Below are 18,419 nucleotides of genomic sequence, written 5' to 3'. Positions count from 1 at the left end.
CGCGCCTAGCCGTGATGGGCTGCGACGGTCTTGAGGACGGAAAAGCCGTAAAGGGCCTCAAACCCCTTTTCGCGCCCGTGCCCCGAGTGGCCCACACCACCGAAGGGCAGCTCCACCCCGCCAGCGGCACCATAATTGTTGATAAACACCTGCCCCGCGCGCAGCTTCTTCGCCATCCGCATGCAGCGCCCGCCATCCCTTGACCAGACCGAGGCGACCAGCCCGTATTCCGTGCTATTGGCAATCTCGATCGCATGATCCTCGTCGCGAAAGGGGATGATTACCTGAACGGGCCCGAAAATCTCGTCCTGCGACAGGCTGTGATCCGGTCCTACGCCGGAAATCAGGGTTGGGGCAACGTAATGCCCGCCCTTCGGCGCGTCTTCGACGATGCGGCCCCGGCTGAGAATGTGGTTCTCATCGGTCATCGCGAGAAAGCCTTCCACGATCTCTTTCTGGCGTGCTGATATCAGCGGGCCGACGTTCAGATCATCCATCGCAGGCCCCACTTTCAGCCCGTCATAGGCCGCCGCCATATGGGTGCAGAGCTCATCATAAAGGCTTTCATGCACCAGAATACGGGAGGAAGCCGAACAGGTCTGGCCCGCGTTCTGGATGCCCGCATTGACGAGGAAAGGCAGCGCCTTCTCCAGATCCGCATCCTCGAACACGACCTGCGGGGACTTGCCGCCAAGCTCCAGCGTCACCGGCACGATATTCTGCGCCGCCGCCGTCTGCACCAGTTTGCCGACGCCAACGGAGCCGGTGAAGGACAGGTGTTTCACACCCTTATGGGCGGTCAGCGCCGCGCCCGCCTCCTCCCCCAGTCCCGGCACAACATTTAGCGCGCCATCCGGCAGCCCCGCCTGCCGCGCCAGATCGGCAAAGGCCAGGGCCGACAGGCAGGCCTCCTCGGCTGGTTTCAGCACGCAGGCATTGCCCATGGCCAGAGCCGCACCCACGGACCGGCCGATAATCTGCATCGGATAGTTCCACGGCACGATATGGCCCGTCACCCCGTGCGGTTCGCGCAAGGTATAGACGGTAAAGCCGTTCTGGAACGGGATCGTTTCACCCATCAGTTTGTCGGCTGCACCGCCGTAGAACTCCATGTAGCGCGCCAGCGCGATGGCGTCGTTCTTGGCCTGCGCCAGCGGCTTGCCCACATCGGTGGCCTCGATCTCGGCCAGGTCGTCCAATTTCTGGGTGATGAGCCACGACAGCCGCATAAGGATCCGGCCCCGGTCCGCCGCTGTCAGCGCCCCCCATTCCCCCGCCAAAGCCTCCTCTGCCGCGCTGACCGCGTTGTCGATATCTACCGCATTGCCCCGCGCGATCCGGCCGATTTCCTTGCCGGTCGACGGGTCTTCCAGCGGCAGCGTCTCGCCGCTTGCGGGCAGGAACCAGCGGCCCCCGATAAAAACTTCTGCGGGGTCGAACCAAAGCTGCATGGGTCAGTCCTTTCTTGCATAATCGGGCAGGCGCGGCGCCGCGGCCAGAAGCGCCTGTGTATAGGGGTGGTCCGGGGCGTCGAAGATGCGCTCCGTCGGGCCTTCCTCCACGATTTCACCCGCCTGCATCACCATCACCCGGTCGGTGATCGCGCGCACCACGGTGAGATCATGGGAGATGAACAGATAGCTCAGCCCCATCCGGTCCTGAAGATCGGCCAGCAGGTCCAGAATCTGGGCACGGACGCGGACATCGAGGGCCGAGACGGCCTCATCCAGCACGAGAATTTTCGGGTGCGTGATCAGCGCGCGGGCGATGGCGATGCGCTGACGCTGGCCGCCGGAAAACTCGTGCGGGTACTTGTCCATGTCGCTGGCTTGCAGACCAACGGCCTCCAGCGCTTTGGCGACCTCCGCCCGTCTGTCTGCCCGCGAAGGTTTTGCCGGGAGCAGGTGATAGGGTTCGGCCACCAGATGCTCCACCGTCCAGCGCGGGTTGAAGCTGCCGTAAGGGTCTTGAAACACGACCTGAATGCCCGCGCGCATGGCATGGGGCATGGCGGGGGAGATGGCGTTGCCAAGGGCCCGGATCTCGCCGCCCTGAATGGGGTCAAGGCCGAGGATGGCGCGGGTGAGGGTGGACTTTCCGCAGCCGGATTCGCCGACCAGCCCCAGGCTTTCGCCCTCATTCAATGCCAGGCTGACCCCGTTGACGGCGCGCACAGGGTCGCCCCGGCGGAACAATCCCTTGCGCGGGCCGGGATAGTGGCGGTCGATCTCGCGCCCGGTCAGCAAAGGCGTGTCCGCCTGTCGGATATGGCGAGTTGGCTTGTGGTCAGAGGCCTCGAACAATGCGCGTGTATAGGCGTGGTTTTGCTGGCTCAGCACGTCGCGGGTCGCGCCTTGCTCGACAATCTCGCCCGTCTTCATCACGGCCACATGGTCCGCCATGTCTGCCACGACGGCAAGGTCATGGGTGATCAGCAGCAGCGCCATGTCCTCCTCCTCCACCAGCCCGCGCAGGAGGTCGAGGATCTGCGCTTGCGTGGTGACGTCGAGCGCTGTGGTTGGCTCATCCGCGATCAGCAGCCGGGGGCGGAGCGCGATGGCGGTGGCGATACAGACCCGCTGGCGCTGGCCACCCGACAATTCGTGCGGGTAGCGGTCGAGCGCGATTTGCGGCAGACCCACGCGGTCGAGCTTCTGCCGGGCCACGTCAAGAGCATCGGCGCGGCTGGCCGCCCCGTGGATGCGCAGGGTTTCGGCCACCTGATCCCCGATGGTGCGCACCGGGTTGAGTGCCGTCATCGGTTCCTGGAAGATCATACCCAGTTCATTGCCCCGCAGGCGGCACATCTCGGCCTCGGGCCGGTTCAGCAGGTCGGTCCCGTCAAGGCTGGCCCTGCCGCTGGTGCGCGACCCGTCCGGCAGAAGCTGCATCAGCGCAAGCGCCGTCATCGACTTGCCCGATCCGCTTTCACCCACCAGCCCGAAGGTCTTGCCCGCCTGCATCGAGAAACTGACATCCCGCAGGATTGGCGTGCCATGAATATCCAGCGACAGGCGGTCGACCTCGATCATTGCCGAACCCTCCTGAGCCTTGGGTCCAGCATGTCGCGCAGCCCGTCGCCCATCAGGTTCAGCCCCAACACCATCAGCACGATGGCGAGCCCCGGCAGTACCGCCAGCATCGGGTGGGTGTAGATCATGGTCTGCGCGTCCGACAGCATCCGGCCCCAGCTTGGGGTGGGCGGCTGAACTGACAGGCCGACATAGGACAGCGCCGCCTCGGCCAAAATGCCAAGGGAAAACTGGATCGTCGCCTGCACGATCAGCAGGTTCGCGATATTGGGCAGGATGTGTTCCGCGCTGATCCGCGCCTTGCCCTTGCCTGCAACCCGGGCGGCCAGGATGTAGTCGAGCGTCCAGAGGCTCAGCGCCCCACCCCGCGCGACACGCGCGAAGACGGGGATGTTGAAGATGCCGATGGCGAGGATCGCGTTGAAGGCCGAGGGGCCGAAAACGGCGGTGATCAGGATCGCGATGACAAGGCTGGGGAAGGCGAAGATCAGGTCATTGCCGCGCATGATGAACTCATCGAGCAGGCTGCCCCGCGTGGCAGCGGCCGCTAGGCCGAGCGGTACGCCGATGGCGACGCCGATGCCTACGGCGACCAGGGCCACCGCCAGCGATACCCGCGCACCGACCATGAGCATCGACAAGAGGTCGCGCCCGAACTGATCGGTGCCAAGCAGGAACTCACCGCTTGCCGGTTGGAGGCGGTTCGCGATCACCAATTGCTCCACGTCATGCGGTGTCCAGACGAAGGACAGCAGCGCCATGGCGAGGAAAATGGACGACAGGATCGCGCCGAGGATCAGGGGGACCGGAAGGCGGCTCATGCGCGGCGCCTCAGGCGCGGGTCCGCCACCGCATAGGCGATGTCGACGAGGAAGGTGACGACGATCACCGCGAAGACCAGCAGCATGGTGACGGATTCCACCACCACCAGATCGCGCTGCGTGATCCCCTGAAAAATCAGCCGCCCGAGGCCGGGCAGGAAAAAGACATTCTCGATGATGATCGCACCCGCCAGCAGGAACGAGAATTGCAAGCCGATGATGGTCAGGACCGGGATCAGCGCATTGCGGAGCGCGTGTCGCAGCAGCGCCTGACGGCGGGAAAGGCCCTTGGCCCGCGCCGTGCGCATGTAGTCCTGCGCCAGTGTCTCAATGAGGGCAGAGCGCATGACGCGGGCGAGGATCGCCGCCTGCGGAAGGGCCAGCGCGACCGAGGGCAGCAGCAGCGACTTGAGGGCCAGCAAAGGTTCTTCCCATCCCGGGAATCCACCTGCACTGAACCAGCGCAGGTTCACGGCGAAGACCAGCACCAGCAGCATCCCGAACCAGAAATTGGGAATCGCGATGCCGAGCTGCGTGCCGCCCATAATCCCGTAATCCGCCGCCCGGCCCCGGTTCGCCGCCGCCAGCAGCCCGACCGGGAAGGCAATGGCCGTGGACAGGATCAGCGACAGCACGGCCAGCGGCAGCGAGACCCACAGCCGGTCCGCCACAAGCTCGGCCACCGGAACGCGATAGGTGTAAGAGGTGCCGAAATCGCCCTGCACCATGCCCGCGATCCACGCGAGGTAGCGTTCCGCCTTGGAGCCATCGAGCCCCAGATCGGCGCGCAGCGCCTGCACCGTCGCCTCATCCGCGTTGAGCCCGAGCATGAACGCCGCCGGGTCGCCGGGAATGACCTCGATCACCGTGAAGATGACGAGGCTCGCGACGATCAGGCTGAGGCTCAGCGAGAGAAGGCGGCCAAGGATATAGCGCAGCATGGTCGCCACCTTAGAGAAACGGCAGCGGTTGGAAAGGGGTTAAGCGCGTCGTCCTCGACGGGATTTCAGCCGTTCGTGTGCCGCCTTGGTGCCGTCATGGAAGGTGCCGAACCACTTGTCCCAGGGCATTTCCAGATTGCCGTAGTTCACCTCGAAATAGCGGTGGTGCATCTGGTGGTGGAAGGTGCCAAGCGCGAGGCGTTTCCTGTCCTCCACCAGCAGGCTTTCATAGCCCGTATGAGAGGTCGCTGCGGTCAGCGCTTGATGCTGCATGTGAAAGAGGATGTGCAGTGGATGCGATGGCACAATCAGGTGAATGAGGATCGAGCTGAAGAAGATCAGGTGCTCCACCGGATGCATCGAGAGACCCGACCAAGGTCCGACATTGACATTGCGGTGATGCAGGGCGTGCGCGATCCGGTAGAGCGGCCCCCAGTGCAGCGCCCGGTGCACCCAGTAGAAATGGAAGGAAATCCACACCGGCGTCAGCAGGAACCACAGAACGAACAGAACGGGATGCGCGGCGGGCGACAGCAGCGGCGCATAGCCATTAGCCATGGCCCAGAACATCAGCACCTCATAGGCGGTCCAGAAGCCGACGCCGCTGCCAAGGCTCCAGAACATGTTGTCGCGCACCTGCCCGCCGAAGGTGAACTGGCGGCCTTTTACCATCAAGTCTCTCGGGTCGAATTTCAGCCGGTCGCCCTGTGCCTTGCGCATGTAGAAGAACCAGTGCAGCGAACCGGCCACGAGGATCATCAGCGCCATGTTCTTCAGCCACAGGCCGAAGATCCAGCCGGGCGCCAGCGTGGCCGTGACCTCCAGCGGCGGCTGAAACCAGAGCCAGCTGATCGTGGCCAAGGCCAGCACCAGAACGTTTTCCGCGATGCCAAGCCAGCGCGCGGCGATCCAGCGGGCCATGCGGATGGGGTCGGGTGGCCAGCTGAAGAAAGGGGACACCTGAATTGGAACTTCGGGCACGTGGTTCCAGCCGGGGATCTGCTCGGTCTTGTCCTGCATGGGGCGTCTCCTGTTGCGCAGGCCTATCCTGCCATGCGGTCAAACACCGGAAAATCAGTATTATCAGGTCATGAAACCCTGATTCGGAGATGATATGCCCTCCTCCCCCCGCCTCTCCCTGCGCGCGATGGCGGCCTTTGCCGCAACGGTCGAGGAAGGCTCCATCGCGGGCGCGGCGCGGCAGCTCAACATCGCGGCCTCTGCCGTGGCGGCGGCGGTGGATCAGGTCGAGGCCGAGGTGGGCGCGGCGTTGCTTGTGCGGACACGGGCCAAGGGGATTGCGCCGACCGGGGAAGGCCGGGAGCTTGCGGTGCGGTTCCGGGCGTTGCTGGAGGATTGCGACAGCGTGCTTGAGGATGCGCGCGCCGGGGCGGCGACGCTCTCGGGCCACTTGCGGATCGGCTATTACGCACCCGTCGCGCCCGCCTTCCTGCCCGGGCTGCTGATCCCGTTGCAGCGGGCGAACCCGGAGCTGGAGGTCACATTGACCGATTGTTCCGCAGACGAGGCGCAGGCGGCGCTGCTGGCCGGGCGGCTCGACCTGATCCTCTTTGCCGCCGCGCCTGTCCGGGCCGGGATCGTCAGCCGCAAACTGCTGGACCTGCCGCCTTATGTGCTGGCCCCTCTCGGGCATCCGATCACGGGCCGCGCGGCGTCGCTTTCTGATGTCGCGGCCCATCCGCTGGTGCTGCTCGACCGGCCGGTGGCAGAGCCCTATGTGACGGCCCTGTTCCGCGACCGGGGCCTTGCACCGCGGATCGCGGCACGTGCCAACACGACCGAAATGGTGCGCAGCCTGGTGGGCGCGGGGGCAGGGCTTGCGGTGCTCAATATGCGGCCGCGAACCGACCGGTCTTATGCGGGCGACGGGGTGGCGTCGGTGCCGCTGACGGGTGACCTGCCTCCGATCCGGCTGCTTCTGGGCCGGGCAGAGGGGCGGCCCAAGCGGGCGGTGGCGGTGGTGCAAGACCTGCTGCTGGCCTGGGCAGAGGGGCCGAAAGCGCGCGAGTTGATCGTGTCGCAAAAAGGCTAGCGGGCGCGGGCTGAATCACGCTATAGCGCGGATCAGGCAGGGGCGATGGCGTCGCCCCGGCGGCATGGCCGCTTGCCTGCGGGCCCTCCCCGCGACCGCCCTGTACGCCGGGGCCTTGGTCATATGAAGGAATTTCCCATGGACCGTCCCGAATTCTACCGCCTGCACAATGGCGACAAACCTGCCCTTCAGTTCACCCAAGCCGAATATGACGCCCGCCTGATGGGCCTGCGCGCGATCATGGACGCCCATGGCGTCGATGCTGCCGTCATGACGTCGATGCACAACATCGCCTATTACTCGGGCTTTCTCTACTGCGCTTTCGGGCGGCCCTATGCGCTGGTCGTGACCGCGTCCGAGGCCGTGACCATCAGTGCCGGCATTGATGCCGGTCAGCCCTGGCGGCGGGGTGCGACCGACAACATCACCTATACCGACTGGAAGCGCGACAACTTCTGGCGGGCGATCCTACATGTGACAGGTGAAGGAAAGGTTATCGGCTATGAGGCCGACCACCTGACGCTGCTTCAACAGGGCAAGATGCGGTCCTTCCTCAACCCGTCTTCCGAGGTCGATATCGCGGGCCACACCATGCAGCAGCGGATGCGCAAATCGCCCGCCGAGATCGAGCTGATCCGGGCCGGGGCCGCCGTGGCGGACGTGGGCGGATACGCCATCAAAGACGCAGTAAAACAAGGCGTTAGAGAGATTGATGTGGCCATCGCGGGCCGCGACGCGATGGAGCTGGAAATCGCCCGCCGCTACCCCGATGCGGAATACCGCGACACCTGGGTCTGGTTCCAGTCCGGCATCAACACAGACGGCGCGCATAACCCTGTCACGGGGCGCGTTTTGCAGCGGGGTGATATCCTCAGCCTCAACACCTTCCCGATGATCTCGGGCTATTACACGGCGCTGGAACGGACCATGTTTGTCGAGGAGGTCGACGACGCCTCGCTGGCCTATTGGGAGGCCAATGTGGGCGCCCATGAATACGGCATGAGCCTGCTGAAACCGGGTGTCTCATGCTCGGAAGTTACCCATAAAATCAATGACTTCTTCGCTGAGCGGAACCTGCTGCAATACCGCAGCTTCGGCTACGGCCACAGCTTCGGCGTGCTCTCGCATTACTATGGCCGCGAGGCGGGGCTGGAGCTGCGCGAAGACATCGACACGGTGCTGGAACCGGGCATGGTGATTTCCATGGAGCCGATGATCACGATCCCCGAAGGCCAGCCCGGCGCGGGTGGGTATCGGGAGCATGATATCCTGATCATCACAGAGGACGGGGCCGAGAACATCACCGGCTACCCCTACGGTCCCGGCTTCAACATCGTGGGCTGAAAAGAGGGGGGTGCCCCCCGTACACCGGGCGTACACCCCCTGTACACCCCCCGTACAGACGGAACGGCATATGCGAAGCCGGGCCTTGTGCCCGGCTTTGTTCCGGTGGAAGGCCCTTCAAGGGCCTTGTCTCTCCCTCTTGTCGGGGGGAGAGTGGCCGCTGACCGCAGCCCTTAAGACGATCCCACATGATGCGCAGCTTCCTCAGCCTTGACCTGCCCGACACCTGCCGCGATCCGCTGTTGCGGATGGTGGGGGGGCTTCGGGCCGGGCGGGTGGTGCCGTGGGAGAACCTGCATGTGACGCTCTCGTTTCTGGATGATCAGCCAGAGGAGCGGCTGGAGGATTTGCATATGGCGCTGGAGCCGCTGCGGCTGCCCGCGCCCGAGTTGCGCTTTGCGGGGATCGACTGGTTCGGGCCGGGCAAGGCGCGGATGCTGGCGGCATTGGTGGAGCCGGCGCCGGAACTGGTTTCTTTGCAGGCGGAGGTGGAAAAGCAGGCCCGCCGCGTAGGAATGCAACCCGAGCGGCGCGCGTTCAGACCGCATGTGACGCTGGTGCGCTTTGGGCGGCATATGTCGGAGGGGGAAGCGGCGGCGTTGCAGGGGTTCCTCGCCGCGCCGCCGGTGGTGGAGGTGCCCGTGGCCCGCGCCACCAGTTTCTCGATGCAGGGCTCCACCCTCACCGATCAGGGCGCGCGCTACGAGGCGCTGGCGGTTTATCCGCTGGCCTAACCCGGCTGTACCATCGCCGCTTCCCATTCCTCGATGAACTGCCGCCGCTTCAGCCGGTCGAGATAGACCAGCAATCCGGGGCCAAGCTGGATGGGGCGCAGGCTGGCGTTTTCCGACAGGCGGGCAGGCGTGATGCCGGGAAAGGCGAAACGACCGCCGCCTTCTGTCCAGGCGGTTTCGATCAGATGGTCGATGAAGCGCCCGGCCTCCTCTGGCGCTTCTGCATTGGCGGGGATCAGAACGGTGCGCATCATCACGGTGGTGAAATCCTCGGGTGCGATGATGTGAATGCGGTCATGCAGGTCCTCGCGCACCTGCGCGTAGCTGCCAAGGACGTTATAGGCCACCGCGATCCGGCCGGATGCCACGTCCTCGATCATGTCCGACGAGCCGCGATAAAGCTGCGTTTGCAGACCTCCCATCACCTGCGCCAGACGCCAGAAGGTTTCCGATGTCCGCCCGTCCTGCGTGGCGAAAAGGTAGCCAAGCCCGCTTTCGCGCACGTCATAGGTGCCGATCCGTCCGCGGAACCGGTCGGGATGGTCGCGCAGCGCGGTGATCAGTTCCTGCCGGGTGCGGGGCAGGTCGATATCCGCGAAATCGGCGCGCGAGAGCACCATGGTTGCCGGTTCCTGTGTGAAGGCGAAGACCCGGTCGCGCCAGATTGCCCATTCCGGCAGGCTGCCGGTGGCACCGGAGCGGTAGGGCAGGGCCAGCCCGTCATTGGCGAGCTTGATCTGCAGGTCCATGGCCGAGGAAATGGCAAGGTCGAAGGATTCGCCCTCGTCCTGAAGGGCGACCATGATCTCGGAGGAACTGACCACGTAATAGTCCACCGCGATGCCGGGGTTCAGCGCCTGAAAGGCGGTCACGAAGGGGGCGAACAGATCCGCATCGGCGGTGGAGATCACGCGCAGCTCAGCCGTCTGGTTTGCCGCCGGGAACTGCACATGTTCCTCGATCTCGAAGGCGAGGGCCGGCAGGGTCAGCAGGATTAGCGCAAGGGAAGAGATAAACGCACGCATGCGCCGGGGCCTCCTTCGATATTGGCGATGGTCAGGGTGCCGCCATGGGCGCGGGCGACCTCGTCCGCGATGGTCAGGCCAAGGCCCGAGCCGATGACGCCGGTGGCGTTCTCGCCCCGCGCGAAGCGGCCTGTCAGGGCATCGGCCCCGGTTGCGGGAAAGCCGATACCCCGGTCGCGGATGGTCAGGGTGGCGTTTGCTCCGTCCCTGGTGAGGGACACGTCGATGGGGGTCTCTGGCGGGGCGTATTTGATGGCGTTGTCCAGAAGGTTGCGAACAGCGTTCTGGATCAGGATCGTGTCGCCCATTACCTCCTGTTCTTCGCTGGCCCCGAAGCGCAGGTCCATGTCCTTGAGCTCCGCCACCGGTCGCAAACGGTCCACGAGGTCGGCCACCAGCGGGCGCAGGGCGACGGGTGATAGCTCCAGTTGATCGGCGCGCAGCGACACCATAGCGTGGTCCAGGAGCTGCCCCGCCGCGCGGCTGCTTTCGTCGATGGCGCGGATCATTTCGCGCAGGGACACGCGGTTTTCCTCCTTGCTGACCCGGCGCAGCGTGTTTTCCCCGTGGGCACGCACGGTGGCCAGCGGCGTGCGGACGCGATGCGCGGCCTCGGCGATGAAATCCTCTGTCCGGGTCAGGGCGGCGGAAAGCCGGGCGATGAGGCTGTTGAGCGAGGTCACCAGCGGGCGCATCTCGCTTGGTACCTCGGCCACCACCGGGCGCAGGTCCTGCGGCCCGCGACGCGAGACCGATCCGGCGAGGCGGGAGAGGGATGCCGCCGTGCTGCGCGCGGCAAGCACTGCCAGCAGGGCAGAGGCGGCAAAGAAGCCAAGCCCGAGCAGCACCGTCATCCGCAGAATGCGCGCCAGAACTTCGGCCTGCGCATCACGGGTCTGGCCGACGGTCACGTCGATCCTTGTGGGTGTGCCCCCGACCGATACGCGGCGGGTCAGCGTGGCGATGCGCAATTCTTCTCCGCGGTAGGTGACGGTATCGAAGGCCGGGCCGGTGCCCTGATCCTGCCGTGCGCTTGGCAGGTCGTCATAGCCGGTCAGCCCGGCACCGTCCTGGGTGATGCGATAGAACACCCGGTCATCGACGGAGTTGTCCAGCATGGTGAAGGCGGAATAGGGGATGTCGACGCTGATATTGCCCGACTGGACGGTGGTGGCGTCGAGGATCGAGGTGGCCGAGGCGGACAGGATCCGGTCCTGCGATTCCGCGCCGATCTGGCGGGCGAAACTGTAGACAATCAGGAACAGAACCAGCGCCATCACCGCCGCGCCGGTCAGCAGTTGCAGCGTCAGCCGAAGACGGATCGAGCCGGGGGCGCGAAACGGCCACATCACGGCACCGCCAGCCGGTAGCCAAGCCCGCGCACGGTGACGATGGACACGTCGCTGCCCTCCAGCTTCTTGCGCAGGCGGCCCACATAGACCTCGATGGCGTTTTCGGACACGTCCTCGTCATAGGAAAACAGCCGGTCCACCAGCTTGGGTTTGGGAATGATCTGGCCCGGTGCGCCGAAGAAGACCTCCAGCAGGCGCAGTTCGCGATTGCGCAGAGGGATGACCCTGTCGCCATTCGTCAGCGTGCCCTCAAGCGCGTTGAACGCGACATTGCCGAATCGTTTCACATTGGTCGCGGTGCCGGTCCGGCGACGCAGAACGGCGCGGCAGCGGGCCTCCAGTTCCGCGAAATCGAAGGGCTTGGGGATGTAATCATCGGCCCCCATGTCGAGCGCGCCGACCCTGTCCGACACTTCTGAACGCGCGGTCAGGACGATGACGGGCGTGTCCTTTCCCCGCGCCCGCTGCGCGTTCAGAAAGTCGCGGCCATCGCCGTCTGGCAGCATGATATCCAACAAAATCAAATCGTAATCGGTGGCGGAGATGTAGTCCTCGGCCATGCCCAGATCGCCTGCGTGATCCACGACATGCCCATCCAGAGACAGTCGGTCCAGCACGGCAGCGGCGAGCTGCTGGTTATCTTCCACAAGGAGGAACCTCATCGGCGGGGCGGGCCTTTCTGTGCGCGTGACAGGTGAATGTCAGGTTTGGGTGCTTTCCTTCAGTCATGGGCACTCGCCCCTCTTTGTCAAACTGGGAGGAGACAATGATGAAAATGAACCTGACCCGTCGGGCCTTTGCGGCTGCGGCGGTTGCCGCGATGAGCCTCGGCACCCCTGCACTTGCAGATGGTCACCAGCAGATGGACAGCATCCACTTCCTGATCCCCGGCGGCGCCGGCGGTGGCTGGGACGGCACCGCGCGCGGCACCGGCGAGGCGCTGACCGAGTCCGGTCTGGTGGGCAGCGCAAGCTACGAAAACATGTCCGGCGGCGGTGGCGGCGTGGCCATTGCCTACATGATCGAGAACTCCGAAAGCCAGCACGGCACGCTGATGGTGAACTCCACCCCCATCGTGATCCGCTCGCTGACCGGCGTTTTCCCGCAAAGCTTCCGTGACCTGACCCTGATTGCTGGCACCATCGGTGACTATGCGGCGCTCGTCGTGAACACCGACAGCCCGATCCAGTCGATGGACGACCTGCTGGCCGCCTATCGCGCCGATAACAGCGCTGTGGCCATCGGCGGCGGTTCCGTACCCGGCGGCATGGACCACCTGGTTGCCGCGATGGTGATGCAGGCGGCGGGCGAAGACCCGCTCGACGTGCGTTACATCCCCTATGACGCAGGCGGCGCGGCCATGGCGGGCCTGCTGTCTGGCGAGATCCAGGCGCTGTCCACCGGCTTCTCCGAAGCGGTTGATCTGGCCAATGCCGGTGAAGTGCGCATTCTTGGCGTGACCTCTCCCGACCGGGTGGGGGCCTATGAAGATGCACCGACCATGATGGAGCAGGGCATCGACGTGGAATTCGTCAACTGGCGCGGCTTCTTTGGCGCCCCGTCGCTGACGGACGCGGAAGCGCAGGCCTATCGTGACGTGCTGGCCGCGATGTATGACACCGAAGAGTGGGAGGCCGTGCGCGCCCGCAACGGGTGGGTGAACATCCACAATTCCGGTGACGACTTCCGCACCTTCCTGGAAGCACAGGAAACCGCCATCGGCGACCTGATGCGGACCTTGGGCTTCCTCTGAGGCCTTCCCGGCCCCGCGCCTCATGGGGTGCGGGGCCACCAAGGCGCTTAGAAGCGCCTTTCGTGACGGGCTTTGCAAAGCCCGTGAGACGCGGTTTGCAAGCCGCGTGAGACAAGCCGCTTCGAGGCGGCTTCGCGCCGGGCCGGTAACGCCCGCAGGGATCTGACAGAAACGGAGAGGGACAGATGGCACTGGACCGATGGATCGCACTGGTGATCCTGCTGATATGCCTCGCTTACGGATACGGGGCCTTTTTCACCATGGATGCGAGCCTGCCGCCCTTCATGCAGCGCAACCCGGTCTGGCCCTCGACCTTCCCGAAGGTGTTGGCCGTGCTGGGGTCGGTCACCGCGCTGATTATCGTGCTGGGGCTGGAAAAGCCCGCCGCCGACCCGAAGCCGATGGATATCAACTACCGGCGTCTTGGCGACTACAAGGTCGGGCAGGCGCTGGCGCTTCTGGCGCTGATGGTGGCCTATGCGCTTCTGCTGCGGCCCGCCGGGTTCCTGATCTCGACCACCGGGTTTCTCATCGGCGGGTCGATGATCCTGGGCGAGCGCAAGTTTCACATCATGCTTCCCGTCTCGCTGATCGCGGCCGGGTTCATCTGGTACCTGGTGCAGGAGGTGCTTGGCATCTTCCTGCGGCCCTGGCCGTTCTTCATGGGGGTGTAAGGACATGCTTGAAGGTTTGATGATCGGCCTCTCGACGGCCTTTTCCGTTACCAACCTGCTGATGGTCATCGGTGGCTGCCTGATCGGCACCTTCATCGGGATGCTGCCGGGCCTTGGCCCGATGTCCATCATCGCGATCATGATCCCGGTGGCGATCACCATCGGCGATCCCTCGGCGGCGCTGATCCTGTTGGCGGGCGTCTATTACGGGGCAATCTTTGGTGGCTCGACCTCGTCCATTCTGATCAACGCGCCGGGCGTGGCTGGGACCGTGGCCACCAGTTTCGACGGCTACCCGATGGCGCGACAGGGCAAGGCGGGCAAGGCCCTGACCATCGCCGCCATCGCCAGTTTCGCGGGCGGCTCCATCGGGGCGCTGCTGCTGATGATCTTTGCACCGGCTTTGTCCACCGTGGCATTGCTTTTTCACTCGGCCGAATATTTCGCGCTGATGGTGGTGGGTCTGTCGGCCATCGCGGCCTTTGCGGGCACCGGCAACGTGGCCAAGGCGCTGCTGATGACGCTTCTGGGGCTGATCATGGCCACCGTGGGTGAGGGCGCGCTTTACAACATGCCGCGATTCACCATGGGGCTGATGGACCTGCAATCGGGCTTTGGCTTCATCACGCTGGCCATGGCGATGTTCGCCCTTCCGGAAGCGATGTACCTGGTGTTGAACCCGGCCCGGTCCAAGACCGGCGATGGCGAGGACAGCGGCGAGATCAAGGACCTGCGTATCACCCGCGAGGAAGCCCGCAAGATCGCGCCGGTCATCGGGCGCCAGTCGATCCAGGGCTTCTTCATCGGCGTGCTGCCGGGGGCGGGGGCGACCATCGCGTCCTTCCTGGGCTACGCAGTGGAGCGCAATATTGCCCCACGCGAGGAGCAGGAGGAATTCGGCAAGGGATCGGTCAAGGGCCTCGCCGCGCCGGAAACCGCCAACAACGCCGCCTGTACCGGGTCTTTCGTGCCACTGCTGACGCTTGGGATTCCGGGGTCGGGCACAACCGCCATTCTCCTTGGGGCGCTGATTGCCCTGAACGTCACGCCGGGGCCGCGGTTGATGGTGGATGACCCGCAGATCTTCTGGGCCGTCATCATCTCGATGTATATCGGCAACCTGGTTCTTCTGATCCTGAACCTGCCGCTTATTCCCTATATCGCCAAGATCCTGGCGGTGCCGCGCAACTACCTGATCCCGTTCATCCTCTTCTTCACGCTGATGGGGGCCTATATCGGGCAGAACAATGCGACCGAGCTTCTGATCCTCGTGGGATTCGGCTTCGTCGCGACGATCCTGCGGTTTGCCGACTATCCGCTGGCTCCGTTGCTGATCGGCTTCATCCTGGGGTCGATGCTGGAGGATAATTTCAGCCGGGCGATGCAGCTTTATGATGGGCTTGGGTTCATACTTGAGCGGCCCATGACGCTCGGGCTGCTGGTGCTGGCGCTGCTTCTGGTGGTGGTGCCGAGTTACCGGGCCCGGCGGGCGCGACTGCGGGCAGAGGGGGTCGCGGACGACTGAGCGGTTTCGCTGCCTTCGGCATCGACCCGCGGGCGGCCCTCCTCAACCCCCGCTTGCGCGGGGGCATCCTCGGGCCGCGTTGCCACGGTTGCGTGGTGAGAGAGTCGCGACAATGAAACGATCCGCCGGGGGCGCTGTCTTGTGCCTCCGGCGGAGGTATTTGTTGCCAAGAAGAAACTCAGTAGGGGTTCTTCGCGGAACGGTCGGCGGACAGGGTTTGCTGGCGGCGTTCAACCAGAAGCTCAATCGCATCGGCGAGATGTTTTTCCTGAATGTTGTAGTCGCCCGCCGCGACGCGCATCCTGTGCGCCTCGATCATCACATCGGCATGGGTGCAGCCCACGGGTGGCTCGAACCGGTAGCAGGCCAGCTCGATCATCAGCCCCATCGGATCCTTGAAATAGATCGAATCCATGAAGCCGCGATCCTTGGGTCCGGAATGGCTGATCCCGCGCTCATCGAGCCGGGTCACGCATTGGCTGAAGGTGGCCTTGCTGACATTGAAGGCGATATGGTGGACGCAGCCCGGTTCCGTGGGGGTGCGGCGCGGATCGGGGGTGCGGTCTTCATTGGTGAAGATGGTGATGAGCCGCCCGTCACCGGGATCGAAATAGAGGTGCCCTTCGCGCGGATTATCCAGATTGGGCTGGTCGAAGATGAAGGGCATGCCGAGCACCCCTTCCCAGAAATCGATCGAGGTCTGCCGGTCGGCGCCGGTCAGCGTGATGTGGTGAACGCCCTGAACCTGTAGCTTGCGCATTGACTTAATCTCCCCTTCTGTTGGAGGGATGGTAGCCCAAACGCGGTCAAAGCCAAATGCCGATTGGCGCAGGGGATCTGTGCGTCAGCCCCAGATATCGCCCACGCGAAACCCCTGCTGAAACGGGTCGGTCGGGTCGAGCATGTATTGGCTGGTGCCGTAAATCCAGGCCTGCCCTGTGATGCTGGGGATGATGGCGGGGTAGGGGCCGACCTGGGTCAGGCCCTCGATCCTTGCGGTGAAGGTGGTGCCGATGGGGCCTTCATTGATGTAGTCCTCACCGGGTTCCAGCAGGCCGCGCGCGTGCAGACAGGCCAGTTTGGCGCTGGTGCCGGTGCCGCAGGGGGAGCGGTCGAGCGCACCGGGAAGGGACAGGGGGCTTGGCGGGGCCGAGACGCTGTTCGAGACCGTGACGGCGCTGCGTCCGTGGTTGCCGGCCTGCTGCGCGGGGCCGGTCAGTTGCGAGATCGTGGGGCCGGTGATGGCCGGGTTGTCGGGGTGGGTAACGGGCAGCTGGTCGCGCGCTGCGCGCCGCAGGGCCTCGCACAGGCGCACCATTTCGGCGCCGTTTTCCGGGGTCAGGTCCAGCCCGAACTGGGCCGCGTCGGCGATGACATAGAACATCCCGCCCCAGGCCACATCGACGCGGGTTGGCCCATGGCCATCAACCTCGATCTCCGCATCGAGATGCAGGGCGAAGGACGGCACGTTGTGAAAGGTGACGCGGGTGACCTTGCCATCACGGCAGTCGGCACGGACCCGGATCAGGCCCGCCGGGGCCTCCAGCGTCAGCTCGGTCACCGGTTCAACCATCGGCAGGATGCCGGTTTCCAGCAGGACCGTCACGGTGCAGATGGTGTTGGACCCGGACATGGGCGGGTATTCGGTCTGCTCCATGATGATGAAACCGGCATCTGCCGCCGGGTCGCAGGGTTCCACAATGGCGTTGCAGCACAGCGCCGGGTTGCCGCGCGGTTCGCGCAGCATCAGAAGGCGGATATCGTCGGCATTTGCCTGCATCCACTGCATCTTTTCGAAAACCGAACGTCCGGGAATCGGCGGCAGGCCCCCTGTGATGACGCGGCCCGGTTCGCCCTCGGCGTGCGCCTCAACGGCAGTGATCATGCGAGAGAAGCGCATCGCGGGCCTTTCCTGTGCGGTTTTGCGGAGGCTAGGCTGCGTTATGACGTCGTGTCCAGCGCCTGTTTCGACGGGTCTTCACTGGTATCGTAAGGCGGGCTGCGGTATCTGCTGCCCAAGCCAAGGCACAAAGGGACTATTATGACATTCGAGACCCCAGGGCCCGTCGAGACCGATTACAAGGACGCGATCTCGCCCATAGAGGAGATCATCGAGGAAGCCCGTCAGGGCCGCATGTTCATCCTCGTCGATCATGAAGACCGTGAAAACGAAGGCGATCTGGTGATCCCTGCAAATTTTGCGACGCCGGATGCGATCAACTTCATGGCCACCCATGGCCGTGGGCTGATCTGTCTGACGCTTCCTGCGGAACGGGTCGAGGAACTGGGCCTGCCGATGATGGCCGTGAACAATTCCTCGCGTCATGAAACGGCCTTTACGGTGTCGATCGAAGCGCGCGAGGGCGTGTCGACCGGCATTTCCGCCGCCGACCGGGCGCTGACCGTAAAGACCGCCATCGACCCGCAATGCACCGCTGCCGATATCGCCACGCCGGGCCATGTCTTTCCGCTGCGCGCGCGGCGCGGGGGGGTGCTGGTCCGGGCTGGCCATACCGAGGCGGGCTGCGACGTGGCGCGTCTTGCGGGGCATTACCCGTCTTCGGTGATCTGCGAGATCATGAAGGAAGACGGCACCATGGCGCGGCTGCCCGATCTGGTGGAATATGCGGGGAAACACGGGCTGAAGATCGGCACGATCTCGGACCTGATCACCTATCGTTCGCGCAGCGACAATCTGGTGGTCGAGACCGCCCGCGATACGGTGACGTCCGAGTTTGGCGGCGAATGGGAGATGCGGATTTTCACCGACCAGACCCATGGGGTTGAACATGTGGTTTTGGTGAAGGGGGACATCACCACGGATGAGCCGGTTCTGATCCGCACCCACGCGTTGCAGGCCGGGGCGGATCTGTTGGGGCTGGGACCGAAGCCGACCGCAGAGCTGCCGACCGCCATGCGGATCATTGCAGAGGAAGGCCGGGGGGCGATCTGCCTGATCCGCGCGCCCCGGAAAGAGGCCTTCGCAATAGAGGACGAGCACGGGCCGCGGACCATCAAGCGCACCGGTTTGGGCGCGCAGATCCTGTCCAAGATGGGCCTGAACGAGCTGATCCTGCTGACCGACTCCCCCTCGACCCGCTATCTGGGTCTCGACGCCTTCGGGCTTTCCATCGTGGGCACGCGCCCGATCATGAAGGGCTGAAC

General features: G+C 64.7%; 17 protein-coding genes. 7 read left to right on the top strand and 10 right to left on the bottom strand.

The genetic code is table 11. The annotated features are described in order from the left end of the window. Positions 1-5: 5 nt before the first annotated feature. From ACOOEX_RS15040 to ACOOEX_RS15020, 5 genes are read right to left on the bottom strand one after another with little or no spacing between them, the layout of a single operon-like run. Positions 6-1,451, bottom strand: a complete 1,446-nt coding sequence (locus ACOOEX_RS15040; RefSeq protein ID WP_420395589.1) for an aldehyde dehydrogenase family protein — start codon at positions 1,449-1,451, stop codon at positions 6-8. A gap of 3 nt (positions 1,452-1,454) precedes the next feature. Further along, complete coding sequence (locus ACOOEX_RS15035; protein ID WP_420395588.1) at positions 1,455-3,032, bottom strand: ABC transporter ATP-binding protein; 1,578 nt, start codon at positions 3,030-3,032, stop codon at positions 1,455-1,457. Further along, entirely contained in the window at positions 3,029-3,853 is an 825-nt protein-coding gene (locus ACOOEX_RS15030) for an ABC transporter permease (protein ID WP_420395587.1), read from the bottom strand. The genes ACOOEX_RS15035 and ACOOEX_RS15030 overlap by 4 nt, the downstream gene beginning before the upstream one ends. Continuing rightward, the gene (locus tag ACOOEX_RS15025; RefSeq protein WP_420395586.1) at positions 3,850-4,794 is read right to left on the bottom strand and encodes an ABC transporter permease; all 945 of its coding nucleotides are present in this window, start codon (positions 4,792-4,794) and stop codon (positions 3,850-3,852) included. The genes ACOOEX_RS15030 and ACOOEX_RS15025 overlap by 4 nt, the downstream gene beginning before the upstream one ends. A gap of 39 nt (positions 4,795-4,833) precedes the next feature. Next, positions 4,834-5,814 (bottom strand): sterol desaturase family protein, encoded by a 981-nt coding sequence (locus tag ACOOEX_RS15020; protein WP_420395585.1) that lies wholly within the window; start codon positions 5,812-5,814, stop codon positions 4,834-4,836. Between the two features lie 94 nt (positions 5,815-5,908). On the opposite strand from ACOOEX_RS15020, the gene ACOOEX_RS15015 reads away from it, so the two are divergent. The 3 genes from ACOOEX_RS15015 (at position 5,909) to thpR (ending at position 8,925) form a co-directional block, all read left to right on the top strand. Then, positions 5,909-6,847 (top strand): LysR substrate-binding domain-containing protein, encoded by a 939-nt coding sequence (locus ACOOEX_RS15015; RefSeq protein WP_420395584.1) that lies wholly within the window; start codon positions 5,909-5,911, stop codon positions 6,845-6,847. Positions 6,848-6,985: 138 nt separating this feature from the next. After that, positions 6,986-8,191 (top strand): aminopeptidase P family protein, encoded by a 1,206-nt coding sequence (locus tag ACOOEX_RS15010; protein WP_420395583.1) that lies wholly within the window; start codon positions 6,986-6,988, stop codon positions 8,189-8,191. 188 nt (positions 8,192-8,379) lie between these two features. After that, complete coding sequence (thpR, locus tag ACOOEX_RS15005; protein ID WP_420395582.1) at positions 8,380-8,925, top strand: RNA 2',3'-cyclic phosphodiesterase; 546 nt, start codon at positions 8,380-8,382, stop codon at positions 8,923-8,925. On the opposite strand, the gene ACOOEX_RS15000 is transcribed toward thpR, so the two are convergent. From ACOOEX_RS15000 to ACOOEX_RS14990, 3 genes are read right to left on the bottom strand one after another with little or no spacing between them, the layout of a single operon-like run. Next, entirely contained in the window at positions 8,922-9,950 is a 1,029-nt protein-coding gene (locus ACOOEX_RS15000; protein WP_420395581.1) for an ABC transporter substrate-binding protein, read from the bottom strand. The genes thpR and ACOOEX_RS15000 overlap by 4 nt on opposite strands. Next, complete coding sequence (locus tag ACOOEX_RS14995; protein ID WP_420395580.1) at positions 9,920-11,299, bottom strand: sensor histidine kinase N-terminal domain-containing protein; 1,380 nt, start codon at positions 11,297-11,299, stop codon at positions 9,920-9,922. The genes ACOOEX_RS15000 and ACOOEX_RS14995 overlap by 31 nt, the downstream gene beginning before the upstream one ends. Beyond that, entirely contained in the window at positions 11,299-11,964 is a 666-nt protein-coding gene (locus ACOOEX_RS14990) for a response regulator transcription factor (protein ID WP_127557288.1), read from the bottom strand. Before ACOOEX_RS14990 ends, ACOOEX_RS14995 begins: the two co-directional genes overlap by 1 nt. A gap of 107 nt (positions 11,965-12,071) precedes the next feature. Here ACOOEX_RS14990 and ACOOEX_RS14985 point away from each other — a divergent pair, with 107 nt between their 5' ends. From ACOOEX_RS14985 to ACOOEX_RS14975, 3 genes are all read left to right on the top strand, one after another. Further along, positions 12,072-13,055, top strand: coding sequence for a tripartite tricarboxylate transporter substrate binding protein (locus ACOOEX_RS14985; RefSeq protein WP_420398379.1), 984 nt, complete (start codon positions 12,072-12,074; stop codon positions 13,053-13,055). 185 nt (positions 13,056-13,240) lie between these two features. Then, positions 13,241-13,729 carry a tripartite tricarboxylate transporter TctB family protein gene (locus ACOOEX_RS14980; protein WP_420395579.1) on the top strand — a complete coding sequence of 163 codons (489 nt, stop codon included), beginning with the start codon at positions 13,241-13,243 and terminating at the stop codon, positions 13,727-13,729. 4 nt (positions 13,730-13,733) lie between these two features. Next, entirely contained in the window at positions 13,734-15,254 is a 1,521-nt protein-coding gene (locus ACOOEX_RS14975) for a tripartite tricarboxylate transporter permease (RefSeq protein ID WP_420395578.1), read from the top strand. Positions 15,255-15,432: 178 nt separating this feature from the next. Here ACOOEX_RS14975 and ACOOEX_RS14970 read toward each other — a convergent pair whose 3' ends face one another. Then, a complete protein-coding gene (locus tag ACOOEX_RS14970) occupies positions 15,433-16,014 on the bottom strand; it encodes a VOC family protein (protein WP_420395577.1) in 582 nt (193 codons plus the stop codon). Positions 16,015-16,098: 84 nt separating this feature from the next. Next, positions 16,099-17,154, bottom strand: coding sequence for a proline racemase family protein (locus tag ACOOEX_RS14965; protein ID WP_420395576.1), 1,056 nt, complete (start codon positions 17,152-17,154; stop codon positions 16,099-16,101). A gap of 141 nt (positions 17,155-17,295) precedes the next feature. Here ACOOEX_RS14965 and ribB point away from each other — a divergent pair, with 141 nt between their 5' ends. Beyond that, positions 17,296-18,417: a 3,4-dihydroxy-2-butanone-4-phosphate synthase gene (gene ribB, locus ACOOEX_RS14960; protein ID WP_420395575.1), complete on the top strand. Its 1,122-nt coding sequence runs from the start codon at positions 17,296-17,298 to the stop codon at positions 18,415-18,417. Positions 18,418-18,419 lie beyond the last annotated feature (2 nt).

The organism is Nioella sp. (genome assembly GCF_965215655.1).
Lineage (GTDB): Bacteria > Pseudomonadota > Alphaproteobacteria > Rhodobacterales > Rhodobacteraceae > Nioella.
Note: the sequence above shows the minus strand (reverse complement) of the source record. Positions and strands in the feature narration are given on the sequence as shown.